General features: G+C 27.6%; 14 protein-coding genes. 6 read left to right on the top strand and 8 right to left on the bottom strand.

From position 1 onward, the window contains the following. Nucleotides 1-113 precede the first annotated feature (113 nt). Entirely contained in the window at nt 114-2,303 is a 2,190-nt protein-coding gene (locus APAC_RS05690; RefSeq protein WP_188353753.1) for a type I secretion system permease/ATPase, read from the bottom strand. A 5-nt stretch (nt 2,304-2,308) separates the two neighbouring features. Continuing rightward, nucleotides 2,309-4,597: a TolC family protein gene (locus APAC_RS05685; protein ID WP_130233199.1), complete on the bottom strand. Its 2,289-nt coding sequence runs from the start codon at nt 4,595-4,597 to the stop codon at nt 2,309-2,311. A gap of 118 nt (nt 4,598-4,715) precedes the next feature. Between APAC_RS05685 and APAC_RS05680 the strand changes: the two genes are divergently transcribed. Both APAC_RS05680 and APAC_RS05675 read left to right on the top strand, forming a co-directional pair. Then, entirely contained in the window at nt 4,716-6,452 is a 1,737-nt protein-coding gene (locus APAC_RS05680; RefSeq protein ID WP_130233198.1) for an HlyD family type I secretion periplasmic adaptor subunit, read from the top strand. Next, entirely contained in the window at nt 6,449-7,057 is a 609-nt protein-coding gene (locus tag APAC_RS05675) for a response regulator transcription factor (protein WP_130233197.1), read from the top strand. The genes APAC_RS05680 and APAC_RS05675 overlap by 4 nt, the downstream gene beginning before the upstream one ends. Before the next feature lies 1 nt (nt 7,058). On the opposite strand, the gene APAC_RS05670 is transcribed toward APAC_RS05675, so the two are convergent. The 3 genes from APAC_RS05670 to APAC_RS05660 form a co-directional block, all read right to left on the bottom strand. Then, nucleotides 7,059-7,502, bottom strand: coding sequence for a Sua5 YciO YrdC YwlC family protein (locus APAC_RS05670; RefSeq protein WP_130233196.1), 444 nt, complete (start codon nt 7,500-7,502; stop codon nt 7,059-7,061). Nucleotide 7,503: 1 nt separating this feature from the next. Next, nucleotides 7,504-10,743 carry a carbamoyl-phosphate synthase large subunit gene (gene carB, locus APAC_RS05665; RefSeq protein ID WP_130233195.1) on the bottom strand — a complete coding sequence of 1,080 codons (3,240 nt, stop codon included), beginning with the start codon at nt 10,741-10,743 and terminating at the stop codon, nt 7,504-7,506. Nucleotides 10,744-10,878: 135 nt separating this feature from the next. Continuing rightward, nucleotides 10,879-11,562, bottom strand: coding sequence for a HesA/MoeB/ThiF family protein (locus APAC_RS05660; protein ID WP_130233194.1), 684 nt, complete (start codon nt 11,560-11,562; stop codon nt 10,879-10,881). A gap of 146 nt (nt 11,563-11,708) precedes the next feature. On the opposite strand from APAC_RS05660, the gene APAC_RS05655 reads away from it, so the two are divergent. Next, a complete protein-coding gene (locus APAC_RS05655) occupies nt 11,709-12,479 on the top strand; it encodes a polysaccharide deacetylase family protein (RefSeq protein ID WP_228255954.1) in 771 nt (256 codons plus the stop codon). 4 nt (nt 12,480-12,483) lie between these two features. On the opposite strand, the gene xseB is transcribed toward APAC_RS05655, so the two are convergent. The 3 genes from xseB to APAC_RS05640 form a co-directional block, all read right to left on the bottom strand. Beyond that, nucleotides 12,484-12,690 (bottom strand): exodeoxyribonuclease VII small subunit, encoded by a 207-nt coding sequence (xseB, locus tag APAC_RS05650; protein ID WP_188353752.1) that lies wholly within the window; start codon nt 12,688-12,690, stop codon nt 12,484-12,486. A gap of 1 nt (nt 12,691) precedes the next feature. Then, the gene (gene metX / locus APAC_RS05645) at nt 12,692-13,795 is read right to left on the bottom strand and encodes a homoserine O-acetyltransferase MetX (protein ID WP_130233193.1); all 1,104 of its coding nucleotides are present in this window, start codon (nt 13,793-13,795) and stop codon (nt 12,692-12,694) included. 79 nt (nt 13,796-13,874) lie between these two features. Then, on the bottom strand, nt 13,875-14,324 hold the full coding sequence (locus tag APAC_RS05640; protein ID WP_130233192.1) for a protein tyrosine phosphatase family protein: 450 nt from the start codon (nt 14,322-14,324) through the stop codon (nt 13,875-13,877). Between the two features lie 75 nt (nt 14,325-14,399). Here APAC_RS05640 and APAC_RS05635 point away from each other — a divergent pair, with 75 nt between their 5' ends. The 3 genes from APAC_RS05635 to APAC_RS05625 are packed head-to-tail and all read left to right on the top strand — an operon-like array spanning nt 14,400 to nt 16,250. Then, nucleotides 14,400-14,897: a nucleoside 2-deoxyribosyltransferase gene (locus APAC_RS05635; protein WP_130233191.1), complete on the top strand. Its 498-nt coding sequence runs from the start codon at nt 14,400-14,402 to the stop codon at nt 14,895-14,897. Between the two features lie 2 nt (nt 14,898-14,899). Then, the gene (locus APAC_RS05630; RefSeq protein WP_130234587.1) at nt 14,900-15,928 is read left to right on the top strand and encodes a coproporphyrinogen III oxidase; all 1,029 of its coding nucleotides are present in this window, start codon (nt 14,900-14,902) and stop codon (nt 15,926-15,928) included. Between the two features lie 58 nt (nt 15,929-15,986). Then, nucleotides 15,987-16,250, top strand: coding sequence for a hypothetical protein (locus APAC_RS05625; protein ID WP_130233190.1), 264 nt, complete (start codon nt 15,987-15,989; stop codon nt 16,248-16,250). The last annotated feature ends 3 nt before the right edge of the window (nt 16,251-16,253 follow it).

The raw sequence follows: 16,253 nt of genomic DNA, 5'->3' as shown, positions 1-16,253 counted from the left end.
CTATATTATAAAAATTATTTTGATTTGTAAAGTATACTTTGGTATAAATTATTTTTTAAGAAAGGTTAACTAAAATAGTCAACCTTCTATTTATAGAGAAGAGATTTAAAGTTTTATTTTTTATTATTTAGTTTATTGATAATAATATCTTTTTTACCGTCTAAGACAATTTGCCCATCTTCAACAACAATTATTCTATCCACAAGTTTTAATAATGAAGTTTTATGAGTAACAAGAATAACAGTTTTATTTTCTTGATAATTTCTAATACTATTGATAAATCTATTTTCAGAAGAAGTATCCATTGAACTTGTTGGTTCATCAAATAATACAATTGGATAAGGTAATAAAATTGATCTAGCAATTGATATTGCTTGTTTTTGACCACCAGAAAGGAATGAACCTCTCTCTCCAACAGGCATATCAAATCCCTTTGGATGTTTATTAACAAAATCTAAAACACCACTAATTCTAGCCGCTTCAAGTATTTTTTCATCATCAATATTTGGAGTTCTATAAACTATATTTTCTTTAACAGTACCATCAAACAATAATACATCCTGAGATACATAAGCAATATGTTTTCGCAGTTCTGAAGGATCTAATTGTTTGATATCAATATTATCAATTAAAATTGAACCTTCAGTTGGGTCATATAAAGAAACTAATAGTTTTTGAATAGTAGTTTTTCCTGAACCAATTTTACCAATTATGGCAACTTTTTCACCTGGTTCTACACTAAAAGATATATTAGACAATGTTTCATTATCAGCATTTGGATATTTAAAGCTTACATTTCTAAAATTAATTTTTCCTTTATATTCAGGTCTAGTTACGAATTTTTTACCTTGAGGGTGTTCAACAGGTAAATTCATAATATCATTTAAAGCTTCATATGTAGTTTTTGTATGTTGAAATGTTGATAACAGTGATGATACTTGTCCCATAGGTGAAATAGCACGTGATGAAATAATAATCGTTGCAATTAAACCTCCCATTGTAAGTTCATTATCCATAATTAAATATGTACCTAGAATTACCAAGGCAACTGTATTTAACTGTACTAAAAAAGATGTAACAGTAGTAATTGAAGAAGATATCATTTTTGTATCTATACTTTTATCTGCAATTTTTGATGTCGCTTCTTCCCATCTCCATTGAGAATAACCAGTAGCACCTAAAGATTTAATAGTTTCAATTGAAGACAAACTTTCTATTAAAACTCCATTTTTATTTGAACCTGCATCGTATGACTCTTTAATACTATTTGCTAATTTAATTTTTGAATAAAATGTATAAATTAGAATAATTATAATAATAGAAATTGGCACCATAACTAAATATCCACCAATAAAATATATAGCAATTAAAAATATAAAAATAAATGGTACATCAATTAAAAGTGCAATTGTAGATGAAGTTAAAAAACCTCTAATACTTTCAAACTCTTTTAAAATATTAGCTAAAGAGCCAACTGAATTAGGAACAGAAGACATTTTTAAATCTAGCACTTTTTCAAATATAATTGAAGAAGCGATAACATCTGTTTTCTTTGCAGCAGTTTCTAAAAAATATGAACGTAAAAACTTTAGTGCGATATCAATGGCATAAATAAAAACTACACCAAAAGCAAATACCCAAAGTGTATCAACTGCATTATTTGGAATTACTCTGTCATATACATTCATAGTAAAAAGTGGAGTTGATAATACAAATAAGTTTATTAATAGTGAAGCAATAATTACATCTCTATAAACATTTCTTACGATTTTAACACTTCCCCATAACCAGTGACTTTCTTTTATAGATAATGATGATTTATTTTCTTTAAAATCAAGTTCTTTTTTAAGAAGAATTGAAAATCCAAAATATCTTTTTTCTAATTCTTCAATTGGAACTAAACTTTCAACATCAGGAACTTCAGGGAAAATCACCTTTGCATGTTTATATTCATCATCAAAACCTAAAAGAATACATGCTTCTAATTCGTCTTTATCTTTTTTATTATCTAAAAGTAAAATACATGGTAATGTTAATGGATTAATATCATATAACTTAGTTCTTAAAATCTTAGTTTTAAAACCTGCTTTTGAGGCAGCTCTTGAAAAAAGTGATTTAGAATTTGATTTAGAAAATAAAATAGGAATATTTCTTCCAGCTTCAACAGGTAAACCTGCAATTAGTGACTCTTTTGAATAAGGTCTACCATTCATTTTACAATAAATAGTAAGAGTATCTAAAATTGAGTTTTCTCGGTTGTACTCTTTTATAGAGTTAAAATCAATATTATCAGTATGTGGCATTTAGGTTATATACTCCCAAGATTTGTAGAATAGTTTTTATTGTATTTGTGAAATAAAGCTTGCTTGATTGAAACCTTTTCTACTCTTGGTCTATTTGATTTTAAACCTTTAGGTAAAGAAGCCATAGCTTTTAAAGCTTCTCCTTTAGAGTCAAAAACTCCAAGCATGATTTTTTGTAATGGATTTTCATATCTAAATTTAAAAAAGAAACCATTGTTTGATAATCCATACTTATGTAACAAAGCTTGTGCCTTTTTTTCAGAATCTGAATATGCTAAATTTATAGTATATTTATCTTTTGAAGCATTTAAAAATTTATCTTTAAAGTTATCAAAATTAATATTACCAATTTTTTTATTATTACTTGGTTCCATAGTTGAAAAAGTTACTTTTTTTATTAATGGTTTATTAATAACTGGGGAAACTCTAACAAATTTAACATCTTTAGCTATAGCGTCATTTTTAGAATGATATTTATTGTAAAGTTTTTGTTTAATAACAATTTTTTCTACTGTTGGCTGATTATTTTTTAAATTGTTATGAAGTTTAGATATAGCATTTTTTGCTTCTTGTTTTGAATCAAAAATTCCCATCATAATTTTTTGCAGAGGATTTACTTCTCTAAAACTAAAGAAGAATGCATTATCATTAAGCTCATATCTATCTAAAAGTCTTTGTGCTTTGATTTCAGAATCAGATAAAGCAAGATTAATTGTATATTTGTTTTTAGATGCATTTAAAAACTTCTCTTTAAATGTATTATTTATAGTTGTAGTGATATTTTTTTCAAGATTAGTATTAGTTTTTTCGTATGTTAAATTATCAAATGAAACTTTTTTCACCATGTTTTTAGGTTTAATATTTGAAATTTCTTTTTTCTTATTCTCAATAGGTTTGATAACTGTTAATTTTTTTTCTTCATATTTTGTATCTCTATCAAATGAAAAATCTAAATCATTTTGCATATTTAAAACTAAATCATCTGCATCAATTTTATCTAAAGTGGGAAGCTTATCTTCTAATGCCTCACTTAATTTACCCATTGCATTTAAAATCTCATAATTAGTAATCATTAAATCATATGTATTTCTGATTAAATCTTTTTTAATATCAACATATTCAATATTTGTTTCTAAAAGTGTATTTAAATCTTTAAGTCCTAAATCAAATTCTTTATTTGTAGCATCTAAAACATCTTTTTTTACAATTAGATATTGTTTTAAACTCTCTTGTTTTTCTTTGTTTAATTTATAAGCATTCCATGCTAATCTCAGATCAGTTTTAACTTGATATTTACTTTTTTTAACTAAAAGTTCTTTATCTTTAATATTTTGTAATGCTTTTTTATCACTTAAAGTATCTCTTCCACCATTAAATAAATTGTATGAAATTTCAAAACCAACTTTGTATTCATTGTATTCTTGATCATTTTCTTTAAACAAAGCATTATTGACATTATATGAACTAACTAAATCTAAATTTGGATAAAAATCTTTTTGATTTCTTTTTTGCTCAAACTTTGCTACATATACATTAGTTTTCGAAACATTAATAGAAGGGTTTTCTCTATATGCAATTTCTAATGCTTCACTTACAGTTTTTGGTAATTTAACATTTAAATTTGGTTTTTCTAGCTCACTACTATCAAAATCACTTTGAACAAATAATTTTAAGTTTTCAATTGCTTCTTTTAAATTTATTTTTTGGATATCTAGATTAACTTGGCTTTCTACCATATTTGATTTAACTTCTTCAAACTCTAATTTTGTTCCATATCCAATATTTACTTTCTTATATACCTTATTAAATATATCTTTACTAATTTGTAAATTTTCCTTACTCAAACTAAATAAATCTTTTTCTCTCAAAGTATTTACATATGCAATTACATAGTTTAAAGCAACATTATTTTGGCTCTCTTTCAAATAATAAATTGCAGATTTAGATCTTTGCTCTTGTAATTTTTTTTCATATGATGATTCGAAACCATCAAAAATAGGTTGTGTTAATTTTAATTCGTAGTTATCAGATTTTGTTAAAGATTCATTATCTGGAGTTAGTTTTCCTTGAGTTAATCTACTAGCTTCGACATTAGCAGAAAAATCCAAAGATGGATATAATAAAGAATCAGCAATCTTTTTATCAATACTTATATTATTTAAATTATTTTTATTGATTTTAAAATCCATATCATTTTCTAATGCTAGTGGATAACCATCTTTTATAGAAAATCCAAAAAGTGAAGAAACCATTAAAAAGTGAAAAATAACAAATAAATTAATATATATTTTCACTATATTCTCCTAACAACCAAATATTTATGTATATATTACCAAATTTTTATAAAAGTTTTTATAAAATAAGAACTAATTTTAATGATTTCTTAGATTTTATCTAATAATAAGGTTTACAGTGGAAGAAAAAAAAGGTTTTGACGACCAACTCAGAAAAAGTTTTAAATTTCAAAATAGAGAACTTTTAGATAACTATGTTATGTTAGCACTTACAGATAAAGATGGAACAATAAAACATGTAAGTACGAGTCTTTGCAATGTTTTTGATTATAAACCATCAGAATTAATTGATAAACCTTACACATTATTGATAAAAAAAGATTCTATAATAAACTTTAATAATCAATTTAAAGAAGCCAGTAGTTTAAAAACTGTTTGGAAAGGGGAAGTAAAACATAGTTCATTTTCTGATTCAGTAATTTGGACTGATACTATTATAACTCCATTATTTGACGATAATAAAGAACATATAGGTTTTATTATTACAAGTAATGATATTACAAAAGAAAAGATACTAAAAAAAGTAAATGAAGAAAACCTTCTAAAGAAAAAATATGATAAGTCAACATTAGAATTTATGTCATCATTTTCATCTGCAATTTTACTTAAAACATCAAGTAGCTTACATAAAGTTTTATGGTTAATTTCATTTACCCTTTTATTTTTATTAACATGGTCATATTTTTCAGAGATTGATGATATCGTTAAAACAAATGGAAAAGTCATAACAAGTACAAATATTCAAACTATTTCATCACTTGAAGGTGGAATTTTAAAAGAAAGCTTTATAAAAGAGGGGGATAAAGTTAAAAAAGGTGAAGTATTATTTAATTTATCAGATGTTAACTTTAAAAGTGAAATTGAAAAAAACAGATACAACCTTAATACATTTTTAGCTAAAGCGCAAAGATTAAAAGCTCAAGCAGAAAACACTGAAATTAAAGTAAATAAGGAAGTTATTAAATATGATCCTGAAATAATGGAAAATGAGATACAACTATTTAAAATCAACGAGAAAAAATACCAAGCAGCAATAAATATTCTAAAAGAACAACTGTCTCAAAGAAAAAATGATTTAAAAGATGCCTATAAAAATCTAAAAATTACTGAAAACAATTTTGCCTTAATCCAAAAAGAGATGAAAATAAAAATGCCTTTGGTTGAGGAAAGAATTATCTCTAAAGTTGAGCTTTTAGATTTACAAAGAAAGAAAAATGATGTGGATGCTGAACTTAAAACTTTAAAAGGTTCTATTCCTACTTTAAAATCATCTATTAAAGAGATAGAAAGAAGTATTGATGAGACAAAAGAAGATTACAGATCAAAAGCAAAAGATGAACTTTTAGTTGTATATAATGATATTAAAACAGTAAAAGAAGACTTAAAATATTTAGAAGAAAAATTAACTGAAACTATTATCAAGTCACCCGATGATGGAATTATCAAAAAAATCTCAGTGAAAACAAAAGGTGAAGCAGTATCTCCTGGAACTATTATGGCACAGATTGTCCCTGACTCAAAATATATGTTGGCAGAGATTAAAGTAGACCCTGCAGATATTGGTTTTTTATACGAAGGTCAAGAAGTAAGAATAAAACTTAGACCCTATGACTTTTCACTTTATGGATCAGTTAAAGGTGAAATCTCTTATATTTCAGCGGATACATTGATTGATGAAAAAGACCCAGAAAAAGAGAATTATATCGTACATATCAAAGCTGAAACAAAATTTCTTAACAATAATAAAAAACTTGAGATTAAACCAGGTATGACTGTAGATGCAGATATTTTAATTGGAAAGAAAACTATTTTAAGTTATATTCTAAAACCAATTGTAAGGTCACTTGATATATGAAAATAATAGCTTTAACTAAATATGATTTTTTAGAAAATGAGATAAACAAATCTACAAAATTTGATATTATTTTAATCAAAAACTTTGAAGATTTTTACGATTTAAATATATCAAATGAAGATAAGATATTATTTTTACAACATCTTGATAGTCATGAAAGTGATGAAATTTATGATGAGTTAAATCAAAACAATAACTGTAAATTTATTGCTTTAAGAAATACTACAAATAATATTGAAGGTTGTACACTTCTAAAAAAAGGTTACAAATCTTATATTCATGCCTTATCAAATATTTCAATTTTAGAAAGTGTTATTGATACAGTAAATGATGGAAATACTTGGGTTTACCCAGAATTGATGCAGTTTTTAATAAATTCTATTCCTATAAACGACACAAAGAAAAACACACTTTTTAATGAATTAAAGGTTAAAGAGCTTGAAGTTTTAGAATTAGTTGCACAAGGTCTTACAAATAGTAAAATTGCAAATACCCTTGATATAGCGGAAGTAACTGTAAAAAAACATATAAGTTCATTATTTAAAAAACTAAAAGTTAAAGATAGATTAGCATTAGCACTTGTTTATAAAAACTATGTGAATTAATTTATCTAATCCTAAAAATAGTATTTTTAGAGACTTTAATAATTTTTGATGCTGTAGTTTCAAAAAAATTATTTTTATCTTCAACTATAACTTCAGATCTTTCATTAGCAAACTCTTTTTGATACATTTTACCTGTTCTATTTGCAGAAGTTGAAAATAAAATATTAAACTTATGTATAAAATCATAAAAATCTGAATCTGTAGAAATTACTCTGAATGACATTTTATTTGGATAAATATATGTAGTTCTTTTAGAATTTCTAATTCTTTTTCTATATTTTTTTGGAACCCTAGTATTTTGTTTTAATGTTTTAAAAGAATCAACTGTTTGAAGAATTTTTTGAGTAGGAGGTCTTTCTTTCAACTTTGAGAGCTTTTCATCATCAGATGATGAAAAACCCACAGTTGTGTCAGTTTGTACTAGATAAACTAGCTTTGAATCCATTTTAGTCGTTTAAGAATTCTTGAATAGATTTAGGTGTAGAAACATCTTCAGTTTTTAATACTTTGATAGCTTCAACTGCTGCTTGTGCAGCTGCTACAGTTGTAAAGTAAGGTACATTCTCTTTTAATACTGTTCTTCTAATCTCTTTACCATCGTCTTTAGATGTTTCTTTAGCTTCACTTGTATTAATAGCCATAGAGATATCACCGTTTGTTAATAAGTCAGTAATATTTGGTCTACCTTCACTTACTTTTAGTACTTTTTCACACTCAATTCCAGCTTCACTAATAGCTTTATGAGTTCCACCAGTAGCAACAACACTAAATCCATTATCAGTTAATCCTTGAGCAATACTTGCTGCAAAACCTTTATCTAAATCACATAAAGATATAAATACTTTTCCATCTTTTGGTAAGTTATTTTTAGCTGCACTTTGAGACTTAGCAAAAGCCATACCAAAGTTATCAGAAATACCCATTACTTCACCAGTAGATTTCATCTCAGGGCTTAATAATAAATCTGCACCAGATAGTTTATTAAATGGGAATACAGCTTCTTTAACTGCAACGTGACCTTTTAATTTTGGTTTTAGCACACCATTTTCTTCACTTACGATATCTTTATCATAAACTGCTAAAGCATCTCTTAAAGACTCACCCCACATAACTCTAGTAGCTACTTTTGCTAAAGGCATACCTGTTGCTTTTGATACAAATGGAACTGTTCTAGATGCTCTTGGGTTAACTTCAATTAAGTAAATTTCACCTTTATGAATTGCATATTGAGTATTCATAAGTCCAACAACACCAAGACCTAATGCCATATCTTTTGTTTTAGTTTCTAACTCTTTAATTAACGCATCATCAATTGAAATTGGAGGTAATGAACAAGCAGAATCCCCTGAGTGAACACCAGCTTCTTCAATATGCTGCATAATTCCACCAATGTAAACTTCTTTTCCATCACAAATACAATCTACATCAAGCTCAATTGCTCTATCTAAGAATTTATCAATTAAAACTGGTGCATCATTTGAAACAGAAACTGCTTCATCCATATATTGTTTTAACTCTTCTGTTGAGTAAACAATTCTCATACCTCTACCACCAAGTACAAATGATGGTCTAACTAATACTGGATAACCAATATTTTCTGCAATAGCAATAGCTTCTTCAACTTTAACAGCCGTTCCATTATCTGGCTGTAATAATCCGATTTTTTCAACAAATGTTGAGAATTTTTCTCTATCTTCTGCTAAATCAATAACTTCAGCAGTAGTACCAATAATTTTTGCCCCAGCTTCAGTTAAAGCATTTGCAAGTTTTAATGGAGTTTGTCCACCAAAGTGTACGATTACACCATCTGGATTCTCTTTTTCAACTACACTTCTAACGTGTTCAAAGTCAATTGGTTCAAAGTATAAAATATCAGATGTATCATAATCAGTAGATACTGTTTCAGGGTTACAGTTATACATAATAGTTTTTACACCCATTTCATTTAAAGCAAATGATGCGTGTACACAACAATAATCAAACTCAATACCTTGACCAATTCTATTTGGTCCTCCACCAATAATCATTACTTTTTTATCAGTTTCAGTTTGTCTAGTTGGAAGACCTTTTGTAATGTTAGTTGTAGAATATAAGTATGGAGTTAAAGCTTTGAACTCAGCTGCACAAGTATCAACTTCATTATATTCAAAGTCTACATCTAATGCTTTTCTAGCTTTGTAAACTTCTTCTTCTGATTTATTAATTAACTTTCCAATCATAGAATCAGAGAATCCATTTACTTTTGCATTTCTCATAGCTACTTCATCGCTTAGAATTGATTCATCAATTGATTTTTCAATATTATAAATTTCTCTAAATTTAGTTAAGAACCATGGGTCAACTTTACATAGCTCAAAAATCTCATCATTAGTAAGGCCATGTCTCATACCATCCATTAAGTATCTTAATCTATCACAATTAGGTCTTCTAATCTCTTTTTTGATCAATTCTAAATCATCACTAATTGGATCAAATCCTACAAGCCCTGTTTCCATAGAACATAATGCTTTTTGAATTGACTCATTAAAAGTTCTACCAATTGCCATTGCTTCACCAACTGATTTCATACCAGTTGTTAATGTAGAGTTTGCTTTAGGGAATTTTTCGAAAGTAAATCTTGGAACTTTAGTAACAATATAGTCAATTACAGGTTCAAATGAAGCAGCAGTTCCTGTAATATCATTTGTGATTTCATCTAAAGTAAATCCAACAGCTAAAAGTGTTGCAACTTTTGCAATAGGATAACCAGTAGCTTTAGATGCAAGTGCAGAAGATCTAGAAACTCTTGGGTTCATTTCAATAACAATCATTCTACCTGTATTTGGACAAATTGAGAATTGTACGTTTGAACCACCAGTGTCAACTCCAATTTCTCTAAGAATTGCAAAAGATGCATTTCTCATATCTTGGTACTCTTTATCTGTTAAAGTAAGAGCAGGAGCAATAGTAACAGAATCTCCTGTATGTACACCCATTGGGTCTAAGTTTTCAATTGAACATACAATAATACAGTTATCTTTTCTATCTCTGATAACTTCCATCTCGTACTCTTTCCAACCAAGCATAGATTCCATAATCTCAATTTCATTGATTGGAGATGCTTCAATACCCTCTTCTGCAAGTTTTTTGAACTCTTCCATATTATATGCAACACCAGAACCACCACCAGCTAGTGTAAATGATGCTCTTGAGATTACTGGAAAACCAATCTCTTTTGCAACTTTGATAGCTTCTTCAACAGAATAAGCATTTGCACTTTTTGGTAAATCCATTCCAATTTTAATCATAGCTTCATTAAATAGATGTCTATCTTCACCTTTTTTAATTGCTTCTGGATTAGCTCCTAAAAAGTGAATACCTTCTAGCATACCTTTATCATACATTGAAGTTGCAACATTAAGTGCAGTTTGTCCACCCATAGTTGGTAATATTGCATCTATATTCTCTTTTTCAATAATTTTAGCAACAACTTCTTCTGTGATTGGTTCAATATAAGTTTTATCAGCAAATTCAGGATCTGTCATAATCGTAGCTGGATTTGAGTTAATTAAAACAACTCTATAACCTAATTCTTTAAGTGTTTTTGTAGCTTGAGTTCCAGAGTAGTCAAACTCACACGCTTGTCCAATTACGATTGGTCCAGAACCAATAAGTAAAATTGATTTTATGTCTTCTCTTTTTGGCATTAAAAAGTTCCCCATATAGTTTTATAAAATTTGGATAGTGTATCTAAAAAGGTCTTAAAATTGGGTTAGAAGTTAAAAAAGTAAAAAAAACTTCAATAAAAAAATTGAATTATTTATTGAAGTTAAAATTAATAATTATTTAGTTGGTAAATTAAATTTTTTAGTATCTAAAATACCTTCATCATTGAATGCTAAATAATATAAAATATCTTTTTTAACTGATAATCCAGCTAAATATCTAAGTGCTAAATTTGCTTGAAGTGAAGCAATATGCATAACAATAGGACAAGCAATTCCATTTGGTTTTCTATCATTTACTACAAAAACTGATTCATAAGATGCTTTTTCAAAGAAACAAACTTGACCATGGAACTCTTCAACACTTCCATAAATCCAAGGTTGATTTTTTTTCATGCAGTATTCATTTATTGCTGCTCTTGAAGGAAGATTATCAGTTGCATCAATAATTAAATCAAACTCTAAATCTCTTTTTGCAAAATCATCAAAACTCTCAGTATAAGCTGTAACTTTAGTAAATGGACATCTAGATTCAATAAGTTCTTTTAAAACTTCTGATTTGTATTTTCCATCATCACCAACTTTAAAACCAATTTGTCTATGGATATTATGTACTCCAACTTCATCAAAGTCCACAAAAGCAAACTCCCCTATTCCAGAAGCTCCAAGTGCAATTCCTAAAGAACAACCAAGCCCTCCACTACCAATGATAGCTACTTTTTTATTTTGTAAAGAGTCTTGAGTTTCTTGACCCCAAAGTTTTATTTGTCTATTAAAATATTCGTTAAATTCTTCATTCATATTTAATCCTTAGTGATTTAATATAGTATAAATCTATTATATATCTGTAATCATAGCAAAAAAAAGTTAAATTTGATTTACCTAAATCTTGAGTTATTTTGTACAAAATATGATAATATTCTTCAAATGAATTTTAAAGGAATTAAGTGAAATCCCTATTTATACCTCTATTTTTAATAAGTTACATTTTTGCAAATGAAGATTATGAATATATAAAAAACTCTATTGAGATGAAATATAAAAATCAAACACCTAAACAATGGGGTGAAAATGTAACAGGTGTTAAGTCAAAACTAAACACAAATGAAAAATCAATAGTTTTAACAATGGACGCTTGTGGTAGCAAAAAAGGTATGGGATATGATAAAGAGATTATTGATTTTTTAATCAAAGAAAAAATTCCAGCTGTATTATTTATAAATGCTAGATGGATAGACAATAACCTAAGTACTTTTAAATCCCTTGCATCAAATCCATTGTTTGAAATAGCAAACCATGGATTTAAACATAAACCTGCTTCAGTTACAGGAAAAGAAATTTACAAAATAAAAGGAACAGAAAATATCTCTGAATTAGTTGATGAAATAGAGTTAAACTCTCAAAAAATTGAGCAAATTACAAACAAAAGACCAAAATATTTTAGGTCTGGAACTGCATACTATGATGAAATCGCAGTACAAATTGCAAATGATTTAAACTATGAAGTTATTGGATACTCTATTTTAGGTGATGCAGGAGCTACTTTTAATGAAACACAAGTTGAAAAATCTATTTCAAAATCAAAAAGTGGCGATATTATACTAATACATTTTAATCATCCAAAATCAGGAACTAAAAATGGCTTGATAAAAGCCGTTAAAAAGTTAAAAAAAGATGGTTATAAATTTGTAAGTCTAAGTGATTACTCTTTAAAGTAATCACTTAGTTTTTATTTTCAGTAGTGAAGATAAGTTTTGCTTCATCAAGAAGTTTTTGAGCCTCTTCTAGCTCTTTCATTCCATTTTTATATACTTCAATAGAATCACTTAAAGTGATTTGAGGATTTGAAAGTTTTTCTAAAAGCTCTTTTGCTTTTACTACTTTTTGCTCAAAACTTAGTGTTTCTAATTCTTCTTTAATTTCATTCATTTTAATCCTTTAAAATTTCACTAACATAATCTTTAAATTTTTCTACTTCAACTAAAAAAGAGTCATGTCCGCATTTACTATCAATCATTTTATATGTTACTTGTTTTTCTTTTCCAAGCTCAATCATAATATCTCTAATCTCTTCCATCTCTTCAGGGAAAAATAGCATATCATCACTAAATGAAATAAGATGAAGTTTTCCTTGAACCTTATCAAAAGAGTCTGCTAATTTGTCCTTATTTCTTCCTGCATCAAAAATATTCATAGTCTTACAAATATACAAATATGATAAGGGATCAAATATTTTTGGGAAGCTATATGCGTTGTATTCTAAGTATTTTTCTACTTCAAATCTCCCAAAAAGTTCATATAAACCATCAGTTGATGCATAATCTCTTCCAAACTTTCTATTAAAAAGACCTGGAGATAAATATGCAATTAGGCCTGCCATTCTTCCAATAGCAAGTCCTGGAAGTCCACTTGCTTCTAAATCATCTTTTTTATAAAAACCATTTTTAAATATTGGGTCATGTCGAATTGACTCAATTGCAAGTTTATTAATAGCAATTGCCCAAGGTCTAGTATATGCTGTAGTTGCCATAGCTAAATAGTGTTTTGCAAAAGTTGGATGCTCTATTGCATAACAAAGTGTTTGCATTCCACCCATACTTCCACCAATAACTGCGAAAGCATTTTTTATACCTAATCTATCATAAAGTCTCATTTGAGCTTTTACAACATCAGATATTGCTAAAACTGGAAATTTTAATCTATACTCTTTTTTAGTACTTGGATCTATACTTAAAGGGTTTGTAGAACCAAAAGTACTTCCAAGATTATTCGAACAAATTACAAAATATTTTGTTGTATCTATTGTTTTACCATCACCTATGAATTTATCCCACCAACCTGGTTTTGCTTCATCGGCATATCTTCCTGCAACATGGTGGCTTCCTGCAAGTGCATGACAAATCACAATTACATTTGATTTATCTTCATTTAACTCACCATAAGTTTCATAGATTAGTTCAAACTCTTCTAAAATCCTACCACTTTCTAGATGCAAAGGTTCAGTAAATTTTTCTACTTTTGTTTCGATTTTCAAATTTGTTTCCAGTTATTTGTAATTTTAAGGTTGATATATTAGCCAAAATATCATAAGAGTATAATTTACTGTTTAGATTCTAAACAGACTTTAACTCATCAATTTCTACTTTCATTAATGCTTGCCATAATTCATTTGGACTCCACTTTTTAAACATTGATAAATCAACTTCATCAAATGGTGTGTTTAAAACATATTTATGATAAACATACATAAAAGCACTTACTCTATAATTTTTTGCACAGTGAACCCAAACTTTATTTGCTCCAAGTGCCTGTAGAGTATTTAAAAATAGTTTCAAATCACTTAATTTTGGTTCTTCAAAACTCACAGGTATATGTAAATAGCTCATTCCTAGACTTGTTACAATTTTATCTTCATTTTCAATAGCATTTGAAGAATCATTTAATGCAAGATTTATCACAACTTCAAAACCTTCATTTGCAATCTCTTCAAACTGTTCAATTTTTGGTTGACCTGAAGTTGAAATCAGTTCATTAATTTTTATGTAGTTTAGTATCTTACTCATTACAAGTCCTAGTTATTTTTTTCTATTGTAAGATTTTCTTTCTTATTCATAAGTAAATTTCATTATAATTAGCCCATGAAAAAGATATATATAGCAGGACCGGATGTATTTGAACCAAACTCAATAGAAATTGGGAGGAAATACTCAAACCTTTGTGAAAAATATGGTTTTAAAGGACTTTATCCCTTAGATAATGTAGTTGATTTTAACCAAGAAAAAAGAAAAATTGCCCAAGATATTTTTAAAGCAAATGTGGAACTTATAAAGCAAGCAGATATCATAATAGCAAATCTAAATGCATTTAGAGGGAAAGAGGCTGATAGTGGAACTATTTGGGAGTGTGGATATGCAAGTGCATTAGGGAAAAAAGTATATGGATATATAGCAAAAAATTTAAACTATATAGATACTTTTAATGAAGATGAAACTAAAAAATTAAACGGTATAGTTGTAGATTTAGATAGTAAAACAATTGAAGATTTTGACTATCAAATAAATCTTATGATAGCTTGTAGCGTTGAAAAACTAGTAATTGGTGGATTTGAAGATTGTTTAAAGGAGTTAGAAAAGTGAATATGATTTTGGCAAAAGATAAAAACGCTAAAGGTGCTTATGAGTTAGTAAGAAGCTTACAACATAGATTTGTAGATGGTTTAAATAATTTAAGTGCTAAATATGGAGAAAACAGACCTTTTGAAGAAGTGATTTGGTATAGAGATGAAGGAACTCATGGTGGAGGAAGTAGATTTGAAGCTAGAGATAATGTTTTATTTAACACAGCTAGCGTAAATGTATCTCAAGTTCACTATGATGATATGGAAGAAAAACAGTTACAAAGTGCAACTGCAATTTCAACTATTATTCATCCAAAAAATCCAAATGTAAGTTCAATTCATATTCATATTAGTTTAACTTGCCTAAGATCTGGTCATGCTTATTGGAGAGTAATGGCTGATTTAAACCCTGCAATTGTTTTTGAAGAAGATAAAACATCATTTAGTGAAGCAATAAAAGATTTAGCAGGTATTACTTTTGAAGAAGGAACTGCACAAGGTGACAAATATTTTAATATTCCAGCTTTAAATAGACATAGAGGTGTAGTTCACTTTTATTTAGAAAACTATAAAACTACTGATGAACAAGCTGATTATAACTTTGCATTAAAATTTGGACAAGGAATTATTGATAACTATCTTGAAATTACTGAAAATGCAATCCAGACTAGAACATCATTTAGTGTTCATGATATAAAAGCTCAACTTGATTATCATACTTTATATCTATTCCAAGTTTTAACACTAGATAGAGGTACAACTTCAGGACTTTTAGTTCATAATCAAAATGATGTTGGAATTATGGGTTCTCTTCCAAGTTTTATAAATAAAGCCTTATTAAAATCATGGGCTCAAAAAGTTGAAACTCCACAAGACATACTTGTAAACTCAATTGTTGAAGTAATTGATGATAATGGAATAATCGATGAAAATACAAAAGAAAAGTTAGCAACAGTAGTAAGAGAACATTATAAAAAATATCCTGAATCATTAAAATATCAAGCAAGTGGAAATATAATACCAAGTACTGTTGCAAATCATAAAAAATAGCAATTTATAATATGTTAATTGCATATAAGCTAAAATAATAATTTTTATAAGGATAAATATGGATTATATAAAAGAATTAGAAGAAATCGTTAAAAATGACGTTTTAATTGAAATATCTCAAAATATTAAAGAGTTAAACGAAGCTATAAAAGATAGTAAGAAAAATAAAGATTTAAAAGAAGAGCTAAAATACATGGAACAAGTAAAACTTTATTTTGATGAAGTTATTTTAGATATTGAAAATAAAACAATGACACAAGAACAAGCTTTAGATATTCTAGAAGGACTAGAAGATATGAGAGCTGATAATCAAGAGGTTTAATAA

This window comes from Malaciobacter pacificus (genome assembly GCF_004214795.1).
Taxonomy (GTDB): domain Bacteria; phylum Campylobacterota; class Campylobacteria; order Campylobacterales; family Arcobacteraceae; genus Malaciobacter_A; species Malaciobacter_A pacificus.
This window is presented reverse-complemented; position numbering and strand designations above follow the sequence as displayed.